Genomic DNA, 20,182 nt, shown 5'->3' on the forward strand with positions numbered 1-20,182 from the left:
ACGCCGCACAAGCCTGACAAAAAAGCCCGCCGGATAACCGGCGGGCTTTTCTTATTGAATGCGATGGCTTGCGGTCTAGCGGTGACTGCTGCCCCAACCGTTGCCCCAGCCATGATGGCCGCCGGCGCCGCGACCGCGATCAAATTTCTTGATCGCGGCTTTGGCGTCGACCATGCCGAAGCCGGAGTCGAAATCGAACCCTTTCGGCCCGACTTCGTCGAAAACTTGTAACGTTGCGCCTGTGCCGTTGCTCGCCCGGACACTCATATCCTGTGCCGTGGAGCGCATGACCCAATAGACGCCTTCAGGTTCGGTCCGGTCGCATGGACCAAGCAGGGCGCCGTCTTCTACGAGGCCGAGCACTTCGTCCGGCGACACGCGAAGGTCACGGCCGCGAATCCGCTCTGTTTGCGGATGGCGTTTACGGAACAGACCGCGTCCTCGCGGATTGATATTGCGCGGCATGCACATTCTGTAGCTCACCATGCCGTTATGCGCGACCCGGACAATTTGCGAGTTTTCCGAGTCGAGCATCAGCGCCGCAACAGCCGCCGCATGAGGCGCAGCCGCCGACGTGCCGAAGAAGTTCGGGAATTCGCCCGGTTCACCTGTCTGGAACACGCCGTCGCCATCATCGTCGTCACGGCTTGTGTCATTTGTGAAAAATGACGTGTTAGTTCCGTCTGGCGCGGTGACGCCCGGCTTCAGGCGAATGTCTGGACGTTTCAGTCTGTTGCCGTCTGTATCGAAGAAGATCGGTGTGCCTCCTGCCGATGAAAAGTCATTAAGGCAGGCGGGGACACATTCCGGTTCGCCGGCCTGGGCCCGCAACTGCAGCGTCGAGGCATCGCCGATAAACTCTTCGGTGAAATAGAACGCCGCCGCGCCGACGCCTTCTGAGCCGGCCGCATTGTTGTGGCCATAGCCTGATGGCGCATTGATCGGGTATTCCGACGTAGTAATGCCGCCGCCGGCGATCACGAATTTCACGAAGCCAGGGGCTTCGCCGGACTGTGTTTCGAATCCGATCTGCACTTGCTGTCCGCCGATAAAGTCGACGAGGGAGACAAATTCCACGGCGTCGCCGCCATTGCCGCCGTCAATGGGCACGCCGCCATCGGTGAAGATGAACTGGCACAGACCATTGGGCTGGCTTTGGCCGCCCGGTTCGAAACAATCAAAGACGCGATTGCCCTGCATGTCATACATGATGACATCGACATCGTTTTGTGCGCCCGGCGCTCCAGATACGGAGAAGTTGGGGCTGTCCCACTGGAAGGAAAGGTTAGTCTGAAGTGCGCCGTTAAGCTGCACCGTCATCAACGGGTCTTCCCCTGCGCCGGGATCGAAATCATGGAACGTCGAGTTGTCAAAGGCGACCGGGCGATATTCCGACTGGTAGGCGTCGCGGGCGCGGTTGCCGTTTGAAGAATAGTAAGGAACGCCGAGACGCGCGACCTCGTCAGCCGCCTGCGCGATAATGCCGTCCTGGAACATCGGTTCCGTGAAATAGATCACGTCATCGACGATCACATCGGCGCCGGCAAGTGCGAGGTCGACGATGCCCTGGGCGAAATCCGCCTCGCCGTTGAAGGCGGTGTGGAACAGGATTTTCGCCTCCGGCGCCACGTCATGGATGAGTTGCGCCATGCCGCGCCCTTCGTCGATGCAATTACTCGCACTATAATCTGCAAGAATACCGACGCCTTGCGGTATGTCGCCGTTCGCCTCGTCTTCTGCAGGCGTTGTGTAAACGCCGGCTGCGTTGAGCGGGCCCGGATCGCAGGCGAAGCTGTCGGAGAGCACGCCGATGGTCAGGCCGGAGCCGTCATATCCCAGTTCTTCACGCACGAAGTCGGTGCGCATGGAGCGGTCGCCTTGGGAAGTGACGAGACCCACATTGGTTGTGGCCATGGCTGGCCGCGCAAAGGCGAGGTAATTGCTGGCCGCCAGATCGCCGAGACGGTCCACAGGAAACTGTGCGGATACGGTTTTGCCAAGGCTTGTGACGTTGCGCGCGCCCATGGCTTCCATCGTCGCTGAGAGGTCGTCGGTCGATCCGGAGGCGATGGCGTCGAGAACGACAAAGCCGTCAGCGCTGACATTCGCGAGGACGAGATCCTGCGGGCCTCTGGCGCTCTGGATGCTTTGCAGGCCGAGCGTTTCACCTTCACCTGACCAGTCTGGACGCTGCTTCGAGGCTGGCGCTATTGCAGCGCTACGCCGCGCTGCAAGTGCGGTCTGGTTTTTGTTGTAGACGACGGTCAGCGCATTACCGACTTTTCGCATACTGGAATTGTTTTCGCCGTCTTTAGCGGTCGCCAGCGATGGGGCAGCGCTTATTGCTGCGGCCATGCCAACGCCAAGAAAAAGTTTTCTAAGCATAGTCATTCCTTTCCGGTGTGACAAAAACCGTTCTTGCGTCTCTACGAAATGGTAGAGGCGTGAGAGCATTTGCTTATGTGGAAGGCGTCCAAATATACGAACGATCTCCCCCAGAGCATGTGAGTATCATGAGCGCGAAATGCGGCGCAAGCGGTCATTCGATCACAAAATGAAATTATTCGATTGATGCATTTGCTTAGATTTATTGCGCTAAAACTGCATCAATTTTTAGCGACAACGCCTCAGGTGAAAATAATCATTATACGAAGTATTTTCATGTTGCGGCGCGCTTGCGATATAACATTACTCGTTACGGTTCGCCGCCGTTGCTTCGTCTGACGTCATGACGGCTGACGGAGACTGCGTTTCATTTTACCGTCGCCCAGGCGACGTTCTCAATTTTAGGCGCGGTCAGTTGATGTTCGTGGCGGCCGGGAAAGCAGCGTTTAATTTATACGAAGGGAGCGGGAGAGCCGCATTAACATATAGCGAGTTTCGTTTGTTGCGTTGCACATAATTATGGAAGCGCCGGATCAAAAAATTGATCCGGCTTTTCGCAATATTGTGCAGCTACAATGATTTAGGCCATCAGAGGTTTCATTCAGAAACCTTTCTGATGGCCCGGGATCAGGCGACGCTTACCTGCGGCGCTGCCTCGGGCAGGTCTTCCCCGAAAGCGCGCTGGTAGAACTCGGCGACCGTCGGCCGTTCGAGCTCATCGCACTTGTTTAGGAAGGTGACGCGGAACGAATAGCCGATGTTTTGGAAAATCTCGGCGTTCTGAGCCCATGTAATGACTGTGCGCGGGCTCATCACGGTCGAGATATCGCCGGCGATGAACGCATTGCGGGTCATATCCGCGACCCGCACCATGGCGTCGATGGCCTGGCGGCCTTCTTTCGAGTCATAAAGCGGCACCTTGGAAATGACGATTTCCATTTCTTCGTCATGTTCGAGGTAATTGAGTGTTGTGACGATCGACCAGCGGTCCATCTGTCCCTGGTTGATCTGCTGGGTGCCATGATAGAGGCCCGTCGTATCGCCAAGACCGATCGTGTTGGTTGTCGAGAACAGACGGAACCATGGGTTCGGCGTCAGGACCTTATTCTGGTCGAGGAGAGTGAGGCGGCCTTCGGCTTCGAGAACCCGCTGGATCACAAACATCACATCGGGGCGGCCTGCGTCATATTCGTCGAACACCAGTGCGACCGGGCGCTGAAACGCCCAGGGCAGGATGCCTTCCTTGAAGGCCGTCACCTGAACGCCGTTTTCAACGACAATCGCATCCTTGCCGATCAGGTCGATCCGCGAGACATGGCTGTCGAGATTGATCCGGACGCACGGCCAGTTGAGTCGCGCCGCCACCTGTTCAATGTGGGTCGATTTCCCCGTGCCGTGATAGCCCTGAACCATGACCCGGCGGTTCTTGGCGAAGCCCGCCAGGATCGCCATCGTCGTCTCCGGGTCGAATCGGTAAGCGGGATCTAGCGGCGGCACATAGGAATTCGGCTTCGAAAAGGCAGGGATGTCGATGTCCATCGCCACACCGAATGTTTCCTTGGCGGAAACAGTTTTATCGGGGGCGTCGAGAAACGTGTCGTCATTAATCACGGCCATGGATCGATTATTCTCTTCAAACTGATATTGCAGCAGCAAACTCGCCTGAAAGGGCCCTCAAGACAAGGCCTTGAGGCGCCTCAAAAGGGTGTGGCGTGAGGCCGCGAAAAGAAGGCCCCTAAAGGAAGCCGCCTTTTTTCATAATGGTGTGGGCCTTGACCACCTCGGCGAGCTGTTCCTCAGCGCTGCGGTCGCCGCCATTGGAATCGGGGTGGAAGCGGCGGACGAGCTCGGCATAGCGGCGGCGAATGTCGCTCGACGGCGCGTCAAAGGGCAGGGCCATGGTCTCAAACGCATTGGCCTGAAGCTTGGTGAGGCGCTTCCCGCCGCGATGCTGGCCGCGCGTGTCTGTCTGAAGCTTGGCCTCCTTGCCAAAAACGCCAAAAGCGTCCGCCATATCGGCGGGGCCGCGGGCGTTGGCGGCGGCGCGGGCCCGGTCATTCTTGCCCATGGACCAGGTGGGGCGGTCCCCATACTGGCTCGCTTCACGCACCGTCTTGGCCTCGTCATCGGAGAGGCCGTCGAAATAATTCCAGCTGCGGTTGTGGTCACGGGCGTGGCCCATACACAGCCAGACCCGCTCACGCGGCTCGCGCGGCGATTTCGGTAGGCTGCAGGCGGCCTTTGAGTCGCATCCAGGCGCGACGCAGTCGTGCTTTGACGGGTCTTCGCCCGATTGCGCCGCCGAGGCGGTTTTTTTCTGTTTGCCCGGCGGTTTCACTCTGATGTCGAAACCGAGGCGGGGTTTGTAATTTTCTCGTGCCATCGCAGCAATATGGGGGCGGTCGCGGCTTGACACAATCTTGACGTTTATGGCTCTTATGTCATCTCTGGGGACATGCGTGTTTCTGATTCAATCCACCAAAAACTAACCGACGCGCTCAAGCCGGAACGGCTTGAGGTGAAGGATGAGTCTCATCTTCATGCCGGCCATGCGGGCGCGCGTGAAGGCGGCGAGTCGCATTTCCGGCTGCTGATTGTGGCGAGCGCCTTTGAAGGGCTGAACCGCGTCGCCCGCCAGCGTATGGTGAACGATGTCTTGCGCGAGGAGCTTCGAGAGCAAATCCATGCGCTCGCCATGAAGACGCTGACGCCCGAAGAAGATGCGGCCTAAGGCCGAAGGGAAAAGCAATAATCATGGAAGTCCCCGGCGCGCCTGCAACCTACGCCCTGATCATCGCAAACCTGATCGCGAGCATCTACGGTATTTCTTTTGATCGTGGGTTCGTGGGCTCATTCGCGTTCAATGTGGGCGCGCTTGTGAACGCCAAACAGCATTATCGGATTTTCACATCATCCTTCTTGCACGGAGATTATTTTCATCTCCTGTTCAATATGATGACCCTGTTTTTCTTCGGACCGCCAGTGGAAAGGCTTCTGGGTACGGATGGATTTCTCATCATCTTTTTTGGCGCCGTGCTCGCGAGCGGTATCGTCTCGTTTTATGTGAACCGTCACAATCTTGCTTATACATCGCTCGGCGCTTCGGATGGCGTATCAGGCGTGGTGTTGTCCTTCTGTCTGTTCGCGCCGCTCTATCCGATTTATTTCATGTTCGTGCCAATTCCCATTCCGGCGATAGTCTATGGCGTCGTTTATATCCTCGTCTCGGCGAATATGATCGGCCGGTTTGGCGGGCGCGTCGCTCATGAGGCGCATCTCGCCGGGGCGATCGCCGGGGTCATTTTGACCATCGCCATGCGACCGGAAATCGTCGGGCAGATTTTCTCTTAATCGAGACCCGCAGGACGGCGTCCTGTTTTTTACTGAAAACAATGGCTTAGACGTCGGGCCGGCGCCGATCAATAAAGCCGCGGCCCCTGAACTTTCCCTGAATTGCAGGCGTGTTATAGTCGCTCCCTGAGGTGTGGGGGCGTAAATGAGTCGCTTTGAACTTCCCGAGGGTGTTCCGGCCGATAATGAAGGGCTGAAGGCGAAGGCGCGGTATGCCGCGCCCGATATGGCGACTCCGGATTTCGCCAAGCCCGCGGCAGACTTTTCCCGCGTTGTCGTCGTCGTCGATGAAGAAGATGACGAAGAGGGTGTGAGCGATATCGTCGTCAAAAAGGAAACTGATGACGAAGATGACGCCGCCATCGAACTCCCCATGCCGCCTATGCCATGGTTGATCGCGGGCAGCGCTGCGGTGGCGCTTGTGGCGCTCGCTTTTATCATTTCCAATGATCGGGTGGAGCCGCAGCCTTATTGCTCCCAGCAACCTGACTGGAACCAGTATAATTGTATTCCGGGCTAAGAAGCGTTTTGGCTCTGATCGGCGCTTAAACGGTGCGATCTGTTTGCGCTGAACCGCGTTCGCGCATGATTTTCTGATAGGCGTAGTTGACCTTTTGCGTCGCGAGCACGGCGGCCTTGGAAATTTCTTCATCAAGGCCAAGCGATGCGAAGGTGTCCGGATGAACGGCCTTCATGCGCGCCTTATAGGCGGCGCGAACTTCTTCATTGCTGGCGGTCGGCGCGATGCGCAGCATGGCGTAGGCGTCGAAGCTTTTCTGCGGCGCATCCGGTTTTTGAGTTGTTGAAAAATCTTCGCCGTAGATTTTTGATTTGCCGCTCTCATCCTTGGCCGTCTTGCCCTCAATGATAGTTGCAATCTGGCTCTTGGCGATGATCATGGTTTCGCCGCCGCCAAGACGAACAGGAATGAATGCGCGGCTGTCATTGAGCAGGTCGGAGGCGCGCTCGCCAAGGCTTAGAAAAACCGTGGCCTCAACCGGCTTGTCGCTGGTTGCCAGAGTCAACAGGACATTCGCCTCATTGCGATGCCGATAACTCTTCTGCTTTGTGTCGAAAACGGTCATCTCAAGGTTCCGTTTCGCCTCGCGGCGGTTCGAAACGGGACTTGCAACGGCCTTGCCAGTTTAACCTTTAAGGAAATTAACCGTCTAACCCACGGGCCCGAGACGGGTCGCGCTCCATCCAGACCATCAGGAGTCGGGCCGGAAAGGCCCAGGCGATCCCGGCGACCAGATAATAGGCCGCCTTCAAAAGCTGGATATTCGGCACAAGCTCGCCTAGCGCCGCCGCCGCGAAAAAATACAGCATCAGCGCCGGCAGGAAGAAGAGAAATCCGATCAGTTTCTTGATACGAGGGCTCATGGGCGCTTTCGGTCGGGCCGCGACGCGGGGTCGCGGGCGAAAAACAGGCAAATGTCCTAAAGGGACCGTCATGGCCTCTAGCATTTCCAGCCCTTCATCGCAAAACCCGTCTGTGCAATCTGGCCGGCGCATCGCGCTCTGGCTGTTTTTCATGTGCGGGCTTGTGGCCGCCATGGTGATTGTCGGCGGCGCCACGCGGCTGACGGATTCAGGGCTTTCCATCGTCGAATGGCGGCCGGTCACCGGCGCGATCCCGCCTATGAGCGAGGCGGACTGGCTCTCCGAATTCGAGAAATACAAAACCATTCCGGAATATGCGGAAGTGAATTTCGGGATGAGCCTCGCCGAGTTCAAACAGATCTACTGGTGGGAATGGGGCCACCGGCTGCTCGGGCGCGTCATTGGTTTTGCGTTTCTCCTGCCCCTGATCTTTTTCGCAGTCACGAAGCAGGTGACGCGGCGGTTGTCATACAAGCTCGCCGGTTTGTTTGTTCTTGGGGGCATGCAGGGCGCGCTTGGCTGGTGGATGGTGTCGTCCGGACTGTCGGAGCGCGTCGATGTGAGTCAGTACCGGCTTGCTGCGCATCTGTCGCTCGCGGTCTTGTTGTTTGCCGCAATGTTCTGGCTTGCGCTTGGGCTATGGCCCCAGAAAAAAATCGCCGCGCCGGATAAGCTTCGCCTCGGCGCCTTTGCGCTTGCGGGCGGCGTCTTCGCGCAGATGGTGCTCGGCGCGTTTGTGGCGGGGCTGAGGGCGGGGCGCACTTTCAATACATGGCCATTGATGGACGGAAAGTTTTTTCCCGATGGCTACTTCCGCGCACGCCCCGCCTTTCACGATCTCTTTGAGACCATGGCCGCCGTGCAGTTCAATCACCGCATCGGCGCCTATCTGCTCGCCGCCGGCGCGGTCTGGTTTTACCTCGCCGCGCGCAAGGCGGGATATGAACCGCGGGCGCGTCTCGTTCTGGCGGCTGTGGGACTGCAGATCGTTCTCGGGATATGGACGGTCCTCGCGGCAACCCCGATCGCGCTCGGGCTTTTGCATCAGGCAGGCGCGCTAATGGTTTTGGCGACGACGCTTTACGCCGCTCACGGCGTTAAAGCGCACAGGGCTTGAACGCCATCATCGCCTGCAATCGTGATATTGAGAACAGCTTTTCCTTATTGTCTTGAGACCCAGCCCGCATCATAGGATTTAGTGCATTCGACGATGACGCGTTGGGGCTGCGATAAAATGACATTCAACAATAAAACCAGGATCGCCGTTTTGTTGGCCGCGGTTCTTGTTGCCGTCAGCTATTTCGCTGCGCCGGTATATCTGTTCTTCGCCGAAGACCATCCGGGCATGACCGGGCCTTTCGGCTGGATCACGGTTCCCGATGAGGCGCCTTATACGCAAGGTGTTGTCGATCCGCGTTACAGCGATGCAGCGAAAACCGCGCAAGCCATCATGGCTGAGCATCGTGCAGCGATCCATGCGCCTGCGCTCTCCGCCGCCATTGCTGTTGACGGCGAGCTTGTCTGGTCAGCGGCGAGCGGATGGGCGGACATCGACTCCGAACAAGTTGCGACGCCGGAAACACTCTTCCGGATCGGCTCCACCTCCAAGGCGGTGACGGGAACGCTTTTCGCGCGGCTGGTGGAGGCTGGTCTTGTGGATGTCGATGCGCGTATTTCGACTTATCTGCCGACCCTCCCGAATGATGCATGGAAAAACATTACCCCGCGCCAGCTAGCGTCGCACACCGCCGGCATCCCGAGTTATGAGGGCAATCGCGATTACGCCGGTATGTATCGTGCGCTTGCTTTGCGAGAACATCACGAAGATGTGGCTGAGGGACTTTCTTATTTTGACGGGTCGCCGCTGTTGTTCGAGCCCGGTGACGATTTTGAATATACGTCGTTCGACACAGTGCTCCTTTCCGTCGTGCTGCAAGAGGCGGGCGGGGCGCCGTTTCAGCAATTGATGAAGGACTGGGTGACAAATCCGCTCCGAATTGAAACGCCTTCGCCTGACGCGCCGGGCGCTCGCCATGCGCAATCTTACCTCCGCAATGGCGACAAGGTGCGCCCCTGGTGGAAAGTCGATCTAAGCCATAAGCTTGCGGGCGGCGGGTTCATGGCGACGCCGTCGGATCTGGCGCTTATGGGTTCCGCCTGGCTTGATGATGAGTTCATATCCGCTGAAATACGCGACATGTTCTGGACGCCGCAACGTCTCAATGACGGCAGTGAAAACGAACAGGGCTACGCCATGAACTGGCGCTTTGCCGATGAGCTGTGGTGGACAGAAGGTATGCCCTACGCCAACGCCAATCATGGCGGTGTGTCAAAAGGCTCGCAGGCATGGTTGATCGTCATTCCTGAAAAACGCATGACAATCGCGCTTGCCATCAACACGCGCACCGATCCGTTCAGTGATTTCGGCCGCGTGCATGCGCCGCTGGCCGCGGCGTTTTTGAACAACGAATAATATTACCCTGCGGTGAGGCGATCTTATTCCTGATCGATATTGATCGGGATGATCAGACCCTCATCCGCCGCTTGTTGTGCTTCACCGCGCGGGGAGACCGGCTCGCGCACAGGCATGGAGAGCGCGTTCTTCAAACTGCTAACGGGCGCGATACGGATAACCGGCCCGTCTTCGCCATTGGCGACACCAAAAGCGATGACGCCATTGCGGTAAAGCCCGCCGAAATTGGCGCCGGTGATCGCGAAGACTTCTGCGTTGTCCACGCCCGGCATGCTGTCTGTGGCCGTCAGCTTCACCGCGCCATGGGCTTTTCCGTTGACGCGGTCGAAGACATGGATTGCGCCATTTGAAAGATCGACAAGCAGGATCTCGGCGGTGACAGCGGTGAGATCATTCTCATCTGCAGAGGCGATGACGGCGAGATCTTCCGGCAAGCTTACGGAAGCTTGGGCGATAGGCGCTGCGAAGGCGTTCTCACCCGATAGCCGATAGATGTCGCCGTCCTCCGCAGCCACGAGCAGGCTGCCGTCGATATCTACAGCGCAGCTTACAAGATTGTCCGGCGTATCAAGCGTGGCGGCGTTTTCAGCGGATATGCCGCCATCCGCCGCTGCAAGGTTGAAAACCTGCACTTTGCCTTTTTGAATCACAAACAAAGAAGGGACGGATGCGTCCATCGCCCGCCCCAGACAAAAACTGCGTACGGCGCCGCGAATGGCCGGACCGCCTTCAAGCGGCAGAAACGCCCGGCTATTGTTATCGACGCCGTAAAAACGAAACGCATTATCCGACGCGTCAAGAAAGGCGATAAACCCCGCCGCCTGTGGACCCTTCCCGATATAACTGACAGCGAGGCCATCCGCATCGAACCCGTCAATGCGCGAGACTTCATTACCGTCTTCCATACTGTATGAGCTGACGCCCGCAGACGTTGCGACGATCATGGTGCTGTTGAACGACAGGGTAGGATGGCGCCAGAAGGCGATGCCCGTCGCCGCCGCCGGAAGGCCGGGCAGCTCGTCGCTGACGGGGGCTTCGTCGAGTTCAGTGATGCCGGACGGTGCGGGCGCCCCATCCTTCGCCTGGCGGTCGCAAGCGGCGATGAAGGTGAGAAGGATGAGGCAGGCGGCTGACAGACGCATTCAATACTCCAAATCAGGACTTTTCTTCGGTCGAGGTTTTGTCTCGTTTCCAGGTGTAGGTGCGGCGCTCGGTCCACTCGTCCCCGACAACATCGTAACTGGTCGTGACATGCGTGTCGGCGTCCGGGTTCATGGCTTTATGCCCCTGTTCGGCAGCGCCGCCACCAGGCGCGTAAAAAGTCTGGAGAAGTTTGTTGCTTCCATCCGCTGGCCATAGCGATCCAATCCCGAAAGCGCCGCCAATGCCGAACTGTTCAAGCACGGCCTTGCCTTCGCCGGGATGCCAGTATTGGCGAAAGCGCCAGAAATCCTGGGTCGGCTCGCCGTCAATCATCCCATAGAGTCGGCCCGTTATGGAATTGGCGTAGTCGGCCTTCCACTCCATAACAAAGGCCTCCATAGGTTCACTCTCGCTTTGATAGTCGGCGTTGGAGGCGACCCAGCGGCCGCCATCGCGGGTAAGAAAATCATTATCATCTAGAAACCATTGCGGAGCCGAATGCTGCGCCGGCGTGGTTTCAGCATTCTCCAGCGCCAGGGCGGGAGCGTTTATGGCGAAAATCAGAAACAGCAGCGATAGCAGGCGCATGGCCATTCTCCTTATTTGTGTTTCGCTATGCGCCCCTAGAGAAGGCTAGTTTCCAGCCCGTCCGGCATAGGTCAATACGCGCCGCAAGAAAACGCCGCCGGGAACAGCTCCCAAGGCAAGGCTCGCTTTTCCGTTTACGGACGGCAGAGGCAGAAAAGACACGACGAAAATATTTCACTGGGCCGGACTTTGCGGCCCGAACTTTTTTGCCTGAGACGGTGTAATATGTCCCGCATGGACAGGTGGTTTTTCGACTCACCTCTGGGAGAACTCTAATGAGAAAAGCTTTGATTTCTGTGGCGGCCGTAGCCGCCGCTGGTCTTGGCGTTGCGCATGCCGCCGTTCTGGATTTCGTCGCCGAAGCCGCCGGTAACGAGCGCGGTGTCGCGGATGGAACTGTAATCAATTTTGACGGCCTCAACGTGACGTTCAGTTCGCTAAGCGCCGGCGCTTTTTATGCTTATTTCGACGATCTGGATGCGCTGGGCAAACCAGCGGGTCTTGGCGTTTGCGAAGTTCTGGCGGCAGGGCCGGGCAGCGAATGCGCCAATACAGCCGACGATAACATTCGCGCTGACGAAGCGGTGACGCTGACATTCGATCAAACAGTCGCCGTCAGCGGATTTTCCTTTACCGACAAAGACCACAACGACCTCAATTCCAACAACATCAACACCTTGCTGATTGCGATCAACGATCCCATGGATTTTGTTCAATACACTTTCGCGGAAGCGGTAGCGCTGGTTATTGCCGGCGTGGACCTGATCCGCTTTGCATTTGATACGACAAGCCAGACCGGCGCGCAGTTTTATGTGAATGGGTTTGAGGCGGTCCCGTCCGATGTTCCTCTTCCGGCGGCGGCGCCCTTGCTGATAATGGGCATGGCTGGGTTGAGTTTCGCCGGTCGGCGTCGAAAACAAGCTTAAGCGCTGCAAAATCAGACGCTTATAAAGAAACGGCGAGGCCTGCGGCCCGCCGTTTTTTGCTGTCCTGAGGGATCACAAGCGACGCCTGTATTTGTGAGGTAATAAATTACCACATAAATAATCACCTGATTTCCATGTATTTATCGGAAAACTGTTGACCGAAACGGAAGAGGGCGGTACCTGCCGCGCTTCCGAAGGCGGGGCGCCTCTTTCGCGCCGTCCGCCCGACAAGTTTTAACCCAGGCAATAAGCCAAGCCCGCAGGGAAAAGACCATGAAAACCTACGCCATGAAGCCGGCGGAAGCGGAAGCGCAGAAGAACTGGATCGTGATTGACGCAGAAGGCCTCGTTGTCGGCCGTCTCGCTTCGGTCATCGCCATGCGCTTACGCGGCAAGCACAAGCCCGCCTACACGCCGCATGTTGATTGCGGCGACAATGTCATCGTCGTCAACGCCAAGAAGGTGGTCTTCACCGGCAAGAAGATGACCGACAAGAAGTTCTACTGGCACACCGGTTATCCGGGCGGCATCAAGGAACGCACCATGGAGAAACTCATGGGCGGCGCGCATCCTGAGCGCGTACTGATGAAAGCCGTCGAACGCATGATGCCCAAAGATTCGCCGCTTGCCCGCAAGCAGATGACCAATCTTCGCATCTATGCTGGCGCAGAGCACCCGCATGAGGCTCAAAGCCCCGCCAAGCTCGACGTCGCCGCGATGAACACCAAGAACCAGAGAGACGCTTAATCATGAGCACGACTTCCCTCGAAGACCTGAAAGACGTCGCCGCAGAAGCCGGCGTGATCGCCGCCGCCCCGGAAGAAACAGCGCTGCCTGAGCCGAAAATCGACTCTCTTGGCCGCGCCTACGCCACCGGCAAGCGCAAGACCGCCGTCGCGCGAGTTTGGATCAAACCCGGTTCCGGCAAGATCTCGGTCAATGGCAAAGACCAGACCGAATATTTCGGCCGCGCGGTTCTGCGAATGATCATCAAGCAGCCGCTCGTCGCCGCTGAACGCAATGACCAGTTTGACGTCATCTGCACCGTTTCCGGGTCCGGCCCATCCGGTCAGGCCGGCGCGGTCCGCCACGGCATCGCCAAGGCGCTGACTTATTATGAGCCGGGCCTTCGCACGGTCCTGAAAAAAGGCGGCTTCCTGACCCGTGATTCGCGCACCGTTGAGCGCAAGAAATACGGCCGCAAGAAAGCCCGCCGGTCGTTCCAGTTCTCGAAACGCTAATCGCGTATTTGGGTCTGATTTCCCAAGCGCTGAGAAGCGCTTGGGGACAACTACGCTGAACGCCAGTAATTGCGGGCTTTTTGAGGCTTCGGCTGTCCAAATCGTAATGTTATACGGCCGACTTTACGAGGCTGTAATTTGCGTTTTTGGCCTCACTGGGCGACTTTTAAGTCCTCCCACGAAACAGTTTCTCGCAAGCGCCGCCCCCATCAACCGGGGCGGCGTTTGTGTTTGGGGTGGTATCTGGGGATCGTCAGCAGGCGGTGGTCAGGCGCTCACCGCATAGACATCGCTTTTCAAACCATCGCCATTCATACGCTCGCCAATTTTCACGCCGCCGATTTTTTGCACGGCGCGTTGCGAGCGAATATTGTCCGGGCCGATCAGAAAGACCACACGGCGCACATGCTGAAAGGCGTGAGCCAGCATCAGCGCTTTCATCTCGCGGTTGAAGTCGCCGCCCCAATAGCGCCGCGCCAGAAAGGTCCAGCCGATTTCCACTTCGCGTCGTTCGGGATCATAGCCATGAAAACGGGAGCTGCCGATGATGGCGCCGCTGGCTTTATCAATCACGGCGAGCGCCCCGCGCGAAGCCATTGCGGCATCGAAGAATTGGCGAAAGACAGGAAGCTCATGACGGTTGCTGGCTGGGTGTTGGGCCCAGATTAATGGATCGGCCGCCGCTGCGTACAAGCCGTCAACATCATCAGGCGAGAGCGGACGCAACAAAAGCCGCTCGCCGTTCAGAACCGGTTGAAGGTCGAAGCTCATGGTCTTCATGCTACCCTGCGCGCAGGCGGTGAACAATGAAGTCGGTTGATGACCAGGGTTGCGCGGCGCGGCCTAGAAGTCTTTTTTCCAGTTCGCTGAAACTGTCTGGTCGCCTTCCTGTTCGAGTTCGGTTTCGACCGTGATGTTGTCGGTGATCTCATATTTGACGCTGACCGAACCGCTGCGCCCTTGCGCGTCCTGGCTCGCCGAAACGAAAAACCCGTCCGCCACATATTTGCCGACAGTGAGTGAGCCGCCGCCATTCTCGGGATCGATATCCACATTGAGGAGATCGAGCCCAACGGCCCGACGCAGCTTGCTGGTGACCCCGCCGCTGCCGCCGAACGGGCCGATGCCGCCAAGCGAGGCCAGCGCCTGCGCCGTTTGCAGGGATTCCAGCGCTGACAGGTTTTGCGCCGGTTTGCCGAACAGAATAATCGACATGACGTCCTCTGACGGCATGACCGGTGTAGAGGTCAGTTCAATTTCCGGTTCGCTCGCGCGTCCGGACACAACGATCGCCGCCGTGACGCCGTCGCCCGCATTCAGTTCCGCGCGAATGTCGAGGCGCGGATTGTTGGCCTGAAGCCGGTCGAAATCAATGGCGCCCCGTGTCAGGTCGAACCGCCTTCCAGAGAAATCGAGCCAGCCGCGGCGCAGGGAGAGACTGCCAAGAACCAGGGGCGCATCTCGCGCATCCACGGTGTGAACATCCGCTGACCATTCGCTTTCAAGCCCGCGCCCGCGAATGAAGATACGGTCGTCGGCGGAGATATGAATGTCATAGTCGAGGCCGTTGTCAGGTTTTGAGGCTGTCAGATCCGCAGGCGCTGCGTCTTCTTGATCCTCAAGAGAAACGACTTCGATGTCGACGAGGCCGGTGCTTTCGGGCGTTATGATCTCGGCGTCCAGTTCAAGGACCGTTATCTCGCCTGTCGCTTTGAGCGCGTCCAGCGGTCCTGAAATTTTTACATCGCCATCGGCGCGAAGCGTGTTGACCGGATGCGCGGACAGTTCAGCGCCGTCGAGCGTGACGGTGAGATTGAGTTCTGACGCGTCTCCAAAATTCATATCGCCTGAAAAGACAATTGCGTCGGCCTTGCTCTGGCGAGCGCCGCGGGCGCCGCCCTTGAAGGAGACAAGGCTAGAGCCTGCGCCATAAGCGGCCTCGGCTTCCATATGCAATCCGGCCAGCGAGAAGCCGCTTTCAATTTCCGTATAGGCGCCGTCGGTCAATTGAGCGTCGCCGGCAAGATCAGGCGCTGCGAGCGTGCCGCCAATGGTGAAATTGGCCTTCAGGGCGCCTTCGATCGTTTGTAATACGGGCGGGAGATAAGCCGCGATCGCCTGCGTGTCGCCATTATAGCGAATGCGGCCCGCCATCTCGCCGGATGTATCCACTTTCAATTGCGGCTGGCGAATGAGCCTTGCCGGCAAGCTCAAATTCATATCAAGCTTTTCCTCGGTCTGGTCGTCCGTAAGCCGCAAGGTTTCGCCATTCCAGACAGCGCGACCGCTAAGCGAGGCGTCTTCGCGATTGAGGAGAAGCGACCGCAGGGTGAAACTTCCGCGCGCCGGTGTTTTTTCGTTGGTGTCGAGCGTGATCTTGCCGGTCACCTGTCCGTCAGCGCCGGGGATGGTCACATTGGTCAGTTGCGCATCGGCTTGCCAGTGCGTTGCGTTAAAGGCGCCGTCAATCGCGATTGCGCCATTGGCGCCCCAGGCGAGCCGAAGATTGTCGACGCTGACACCGTCGGAAAAATCAAACCGCGCCGGTTCAGTGAGTTGAGCCTGCGTATATTGTAAAAGCGCTTCGAAGCGGTTGAGCGCCAAACTCGGCGGGCCGCTGGCGTTGGCGACGCCGGAGATAGCGATATCGCTCGCAAGGCCAGTCTGCGCGCTTTCAAATTGTGAGGCTTCGAGCCGAATGCGCACTGCGCCGGGAGGGCCTTCAGCGGTAAGGTTCAAGCCGGAAACAGCGAAATCGTTAAGCGCCAACTTGTCCGCTGTGGCGGTCATGCGGTTGAGCGCGCCGTCGCGGGAAAGTACGCCTTTTGTCGTCGCGGCGCCTTGCGCTTTTACGCCAGGCCAGGGTTCGGCGCCGTCTTCGCCTTTATAGGTCAGATCGAGATTGACGGTCTGCCGGGCAGGATTGATCTGCGCTGAACCGTCAAGCGCGAAGCCGCGCCCGCTATAGGCAAGCGCGGGAATCCGTATTGTTCCGTCTTCGGAGGATCGTAATTGTGCGCTGAGGCGGCGCGGAGCGCCATTGCTAGCCCTTGCGCTGACCTCGCCGGTAGGAAGGCGCGGCAGGCCGGACAGCGCGGCGGTGAGGCTCATGGGCGGCAAGGCGTCGTCATTGACCGTCAGCGCAGGCGCTTCCAGTTCGGTTTTCAGGGTGAACCGGTCGAGGGGACCGGAAAGCTTGATATCGCCAGTAATGTTTCCTTGCGGCGTTATCCCCGGAAGGACGAGCGCCGCGAAAGCTGGCGTCAGCAAAATGTCGCCGTCGAGCGTCAGCTCGCCATTTTGAAGGCCATAAACCGCTTCGCCCGTAAACCGCGTTCCGTCGCCAGTCGCCACCATGGCGTTGTTGAGCGTGACAGCATCATCGAAATTCAAATCAAGCAGCGTATCGAGCGTTAAACCATTTTCCAGCCAGAACTCACTGTCTTCGCGCGCTGCGGCTTCGAGTCGCGCCTTGCCGGAAACGCTGCTGCGCAGATCGGTGCGACCGTCTTCTACGGTGAGCGTCGCCAGCGATCCGGCGATCGTCGCATCAAGCCTGTAGTCGTTCCGGCGCCAATCGAGTGCGCCCTTGATGTTGAGATTACGCCCTGCAATTTCCTGCACTGTCGGCTGATAGTCTTCAGCGAGCACCGCATTGAGATCGGCCTTCAGCGTCTCAACGAAGCCGCGCGGCGCGAGCCAGTCGAGATGGCCATCGATTTCCGCAAATACGGTTGAAAGCCCCCTGATTGTGAGCGCCCCGCCATTCCTGTTGGCGTCGTAACGGGCGGAAAGGGAAACTGGTCCAGAGAGCTCCTCAACACCGTCAAATCGCTGACCCGGCGTAATTACGGCGTTGATGTCGGCGCCGTCGAATGTGTCAAAGCTGCTCTCGATTTCAGCGCTGATCGCGCCGTAATAACCCACATTGCCTTCGATGGTGATGACCGCTTCATTTACCGGGCTCTCCCCCGAAGCGCGCAGCTCGGTCACGCCATTCAATCCGAGAAGGGAGGCGACGGCGCCGCCTGTGTCAGCGAAGATGCTGGCGTCGAGGGTGAAGCTCTCTGTATCTGGGGATTTTGCGAAAGCGATCTCCGCCTGATCGGCGCCGGTGTCACTCTCAGCATTCAGGAAGAGTGCAATATCCGGTCCGTTGAGCCGGAGAGAGCCTTTGGCGTTGAGGTGATGCTGCGCGCCGTTAATGGCCGTTTCAAAATTCTCGATCGTCAGCGCCGCGATTTCAATATGCGGGAGATTGTCGAGAATTTTGATCTGGCGCGGCTCATCGTCATCCTTCTTTTCGCCTTCCGGCGGGTCGCCAAGAAGCTGCGCATGAATAAGGGTTGCCTCATCGATGAGTATATTTTTCCGCAACAGCGCCAACGGCCGCCAGCGCAGCTCCAGCCGTTCTATGGTGAGCCAGGGCGCGCCCGTTTCATCGGTGAGACGGATCTCGCTCGCCACAAGATGTCCGGGCGGGGCGCCGGCGAGCGAGCCGATATCGGCTTTGCTATTCAATGCGGCGCCAAGCTGGTCTTCGATAGCGCCTACAAGAAATTGCCGGCCGGGCGGCGTATAAAACACGCCGATCCAGATGATCACGAGCAGGCTGGCTAACGCCGCCAGCGCATAAAGGAATATGAGACCGATCCGGCGCATTAGAAAGGCTGTCCCAGTGCGATATAAATCTGGAAGGCGCTGTCGGTTTCGCGTTTGTCGAGCGGGAACGCGATATCGGCGCGGATTGGGCCGATCGGCGAGAGGTACCGTACGCCGCCGCCATAACCGATAAAATATTCATCGGTGAAGTTCGGGATGGACTTGGTGGAGACGGAACCCGCGTCGACAAAACCCGCCACCTGCCAATTGCGTATAACTTTGACGCGCGCTTCAAAAGCGCCTTCGATCTTGGAGCGTCCGCCAAGGGGATCATTGTCAGCGTCCAGCGGTCCCGCTTCCTGGTAGCTGTAACCGCGAACCGAGCCGCCGCCGCCGGCGTAATAGCGCTTGTTGAGCGGCAAGTCGGTGAAGGAGCTGCCGATGGTTGCGCCAAGCGTCATGCGCGCCGCAAGCGTCACGACGTCATTCTCACCGAAATGGACGCGTCCGCGCGCTGCAATTTCTGACTGGGTGAAATAGTCGGAGCCCACATAAGGCGTGACATTCCAGGAGGCGCGGAACCCTTTCACCGGGTTCAGGAGGTCGTCTTCGGAATTCCAGATCACCGATAAAGGCGTCGACACGAAATAGTTGCGTTCGTCCTGAAAGGTCCGGGCGTCAGCGCTGAAATTGCGGATGCGCGAGGTCTCGAAGGCGAGGGCGCCGCGCGTTTCAAGATTGTCATTGAGCCATTTCTTGGAAGCGCCGCCGGAGACCTCGAAAGAGCGCGCGTCATAGGCATCCGTCGTCTCGTTGGAAAACGCAGTGTTGGCGAAGATTTCGCCGTCGATTTTCGGCCAGGGCCGGGTCGCCGTCACCGAGGCGGATTGTTCGATTTCCGAGCCCTTCAACTCGACGCGGACATTCTCCGCATTGCCGAAAATATTGCGGTGTTCGAAAAAGACGCGCGCGCCCGGGCCTTCGCTGGTTGAATAAGAGACGCCAAGACCAATGGTGCGGCGCTTGCGCTCTTGCACTTCAACGATGATCGGCGCCGTTCCATCCGCCTCGGGCCGGCCCGCCTGCACCTGCACGGAAGAAAAAATTCCGGTCTTGCGGATGCGGTCGGCATAGGCGGTCATTTTCGCCCGATCAAATTCGTCCCCTTCTTCCCAGGTTTTCAGACGGGCGATAAATGTCGGATCGGTGTGTTCTGCGCCCTCAATCCTTGGCTTGCCAAAACGGGCTCTGGGGCCGCTGACAAAAGCGAAGACGGCTTCCGCGCCTGCCTTGTCGAATTCAGCCAGAACGCGGCGATTAACGATCTCCGCCGCCGGGTAGCCGTTGTTCCAGAGATAGGCGAGGAACCTCTCTTGTTGATCTTTCAGGCTCGCCCCATCGGCTTCGCCCTTGGTTTTGATCCCTGCGTCTTCAAGCGATTGCGGACGGCCTTCGGCTTCATCCTGGTAGAGGATGTTATAGCCGGTGATGTGGAAGAGTTCGCCGGGCGTAATCGTAAAGACGACTTTCGCCCTCCCGCCATCGGCGCCCGGTATTAGCTCGAAGTCGGCCAAGCCAGCGTAATAGCCGGCGGCCTGGAGCGCCCCATTGAATGCGTCAACATCGCGGCGGGCGGCCCGGCGCAATGCAGCGGCGGTGGCGTAATCGCGCTTGGCCTTCACGAGCTCTGAAATGAGGTCGAGCTTGCCGCGAAGCTCATCCGGCGCGCCTTCAATGGTGGTCTCATAAGATGTTTCGGCGATATTTTGATCTTGCGCGGCATGGGCGGTCATGGGCGTGACTGAAACAGTCAGCGCCAAAGCTGCGGCAAGCCTGTGGAGCGTCCTCAGGCGCCTCTGATTTCGCGGCTGAATACGCAACATAGTCTCGCTCAACTGACGCCTTTCGCCCTGCGGGCTTTCTGGGCGCCCGCTTTCTGTCCGGCCCCTGCCATTCCGGAATTCGCCGAGCCTGTCACGCCATGGTTAACCATATGCTGAGAAATGGCTCTGAAAATCCGGATTTCCAGCCGCAAATCCTTTATTTAACGGCTATGTGGCCATTTTCCGGCGGTCTGACGACGGCGCAAA

18 protein-coding genes are annotated in these 20,182 nt (G+C 58.3%); 8 read left to right on the forward strand and 10 right to left on the reverse strand.

The window, feature by feature from the left end; translation table 11 throughout:
• Nucleotides 1–75: 75 nt before the first annotated feature.
• The 3 genes from ACFOOP_RS13385 to ACFOOP_RS13395 all read right to left on the reverse strand — a co-directional run bounded on the left by ACFOOP_RS13385 (nt 76) and on the right by ACFOOP_RS13395 (nt 4,768).
• A complete protein-coding gene (locus ACFOOP_RS13385; RefSeq protein ID WP_379881619.1) occupies nt 76–2,385 on the reverse strand; it encodes a S8 family peptidase in 2,310 nt (769 codons plus the stop codon).
• Between the two features lie 627 nt (nt 2,386–3,012).
• Nucleotides 3,013–4,002 carry a cobaltochelatase subunit CobS gene (gene cobS / locus ACFOOP_RS13390; RefSeq protein WP_379881620.1) on the reverse strand — a complete coding sequence of 330 codons (990 nt, stop codon included), beginning with the start codon at nt 4,000–4,002 and terminating at the stop codon, nt 3,013–3,015.
• A 118-nt stretch (nt 4,003–4,120) separates the two neighbouring features.
• Entirely contained in the window at nt 4,121–4,768 is a 648-nt protein-coding gene (locus ACFOOP_RS13395; RefSeq protein ID WP_379881621.1) for a J domain-containing protein, read from the reverse strand.
• Between the two features lie 72 nt (nt 4,769–4,840).
• Between ACFOOP_RS13395 and ACFOOP_RS13400 the strand changes: the two genes are divergently transcribed.
• The 3 genes from ACFOOP_RS13400 (at nt 4,841) to ACFOOP_RS13410 (ending at nt 6,256) form a co-directional block, all read left to right on the forward strand.
• On the forward strand, nt 4,841–5,116 hold the full coding sequence (locus ACFOOP_RS13400; protein ID WP_379881622.1) for a BolA family protein: 276 nt from the start codon (nt 4,841–4,843) through the stop codon (nt 5,114–5,116).
• 23 nt (nt 5,117–5,139) lie between these two features.
• Nucleotides 5,140–5,736 (forward strand): rhomboid family intramembrane serine protease, encoded by a 597-nt coding sequence (locus tag ACFOOP_RS13405; RefSeq protein WP_379881623.1) that lies wholly within the window; start codon nt 5,140–5,142, stop codon nt 5,734–5,736.
• 145 nt (nt 5,737–5,881) lie between these two features.
• On the forward strand, nt 5,882–6,256 hold the full coding sequence (locus ACFOOP_RS13410; RefSeq protein WP_379881624.1) for a hypothetical protein: 375 nt from the start codon (nt 5,882–5,884) through the stop codon (nt 6,254–6,256).
• 25 nt (nt 6,257–6,281) lie between these two features.
• Here ACFOOP_RS13410 and ACFOOP_RS13415 read toward each other — a convergent pair whose 3' ends face one another.
• A complete protein-coding gene (locus tag ACFOOP_RS13415; RefSeq protein ID WP_379881625.1) occupies nt 6,282–6,821 on the reverse strand; it encodes a J domain-containing protein in 540 nt (179 codons plus the stop codon).
• 76 nt (nt 6,822–6,897) lie between these two features.
• Nucleotides 6,898–7,119, reverse strand: coding sequence for a DUF2842 domain-containing protein (locus ACFOOP_RS13420; RefSeq protein WP_379881626.1), 222 nt, complete (start codon nt 7,117–7,119; stop codon nt 6,898–6,900).
• Nucleotides 7,120–7,189: 70 nt separating this feature from the next.
• Here ACFOOP_RS13420 and ACFOOP_RS13425 point away from each other — a divergent pair, with 70 nt between their 5' ends.
• Entirely contained in the window at nt 7,190–8,236 is a 1,047-nt protein-coding gene (locus ACFOOP_RS13425; protein WP_379881627.1) for a COX15/CtaA family protein, read from the forward strand.
• 117 nt (nt 8,237–8,353) lie between these two features.
• The gene (locus ACFOOP_RS13430; RefSeq protein WP_379881628.1) at nt 8,354–9,592 is read left to right on the forward strand and encodes a serine hydrolase domain-containing protein; all 1,239 of its coding nucleotides are present in this window, start codon (nt 8,354–8,356) and stop codon (nt 9,590–9,592) included.
• 23 nt (nt 9,593–9,615) lie between these two features.
• Here the strand turns inward: ACFOOP_RS13430 and ACFOOP_RS13435 are convergent, their stop codons facing one another.
• Both ACFOOP_RS13435 and ACFOOP_RS13440 read right to left on the reverse strand, forming a co-directional pair.
• Nucleotides 9,616–10,734, reverse strand: a complete 1,119-nt coding sequence (locus ACFOOP_RS13435; protein ID WP_379881629.1) for a hypothetical protein — start codon at nt 10,732–10,734, stop codon at nt 9,616–9,618.
• Between the two features lie 13 nt (nt 10,735–10,747).
• Nucleotides 10,748–11,323: a hypothetical protein gene (locus ACFOOP_RS13440; RefSeq protein ID WP_379881630.1), complete on the reverse strand. Its 576-nt coding sequence runs from the start codon at nt 11,321–11,323 to the stop codon at nt 10,748–10,750.
• 275 nt (nt 11,324–11,598) lie between these two features.
• On the opposite strand from ACFOOP_RS13440, the gene ACFOOP_RS13445 reads away from it, so the two are divergent.
• The 3 genes from ACFOOP_RS13445 to rpsI all read left to right on the forward strand — a co-directional run bounded on the left by ACFOOP_RS13445 (nt 11,599) and on the right by rpsI (nt 13,490).
• On the forward strand, nt 11,599–12,249 hold the full coding sequence (locus ACFOOP_RS13445; protein ID WP_379881631.1) for a VPLPA-CTERM sorting domain-containing protein: 651 nt from the start codon (nt 11,599–11,601) through the stop codon (nt 12,247–12,249).
• Between the two features lie 273 nt (nt 12,250–12,522).
• Complete coding sequence (rplM, locus tag ACFOOP_RS13450; protein WP_379881632.1) at nt 12,523–12,996, forward strand: 50S ribosomal protein L13; 474 nt, start codon at nt 12,523–12,525, stop codon at nt 12,994–12,996.
• Between the two features lie 2 nt (nt 12,997–12,998).
• Nucleotides 12,999–13,490, forward strand: coding sequence for a 30S ribosomal protein S9 (gene rpsI / locus ACFOOP_RS13455; RefSeq protein ID WP_379881633.1), 492 nt, complete (start codon nt 12,999–13,001; stop codon nt 13,488–13,490).
• A gap of 267 nt (nt 13,491–13,757) precedes the next feature.
• Here rpsI and ACFOOP_RS13460 read toward each other — a convergent pair whose 3' ends face one another.
• From ACFOOP_RS13460 to ACFOOP_RS13470, 3 genes are all read right to left on the reverse strand, one after another.
• Nucleotides 13,758–14,270: a GNAT family N-acetyltransferase gene (locus ACFOOP_RS13460; RefSeq protein ID WP_379881634.1), complete on the reverse strand. Its 513-nt coding sequence runs from the start codon at nt 14,268–14,270 to the stop codon at nt 13,758–13,760.
• Nucleotides 14,271–14,333: 63 nt separating this feature from the next.
• On the reverse strand, nt 14,334–18,152 hold the full coding sequence (locus tag ACFOOP_RS13465) for a translocation/assembly module TamB domain-containing protein (protein ID WP_379881635.1): 3,819 nt from the start codon (nt 18,150–18,152) through the stop codon (nt 14,334–14,336).
• On the reverse strand, nt 18,152–19,912 hold the full coding sequence (locus tag ACFOOP_RS13470) for an autotransporter assembly complex protein TamA (protein ID WP_379881636.1): 1,761 nt from the start codon (nt 19,910–19,912) through the stop codon (nt 18,152–18,154). Before ACFOOP_RS13470 ends, ACFOOP_RS13465 begins: the two co-directional genes overlap by 1 nt.
• Nucleotides 19,913–20,182: the final 270 nt, after the last annotated feature.

Source organism: Hyphococcus aureus (assembly GCF_042643165.1).
In the GTDB taxonomy this organism is placed as follows: Bacteria; Pseudomonadota; Alphaproteobacteria; order Caulobacterales; family Parvularculaceae; genus Hyphococcus; species Hyphococcus aureus.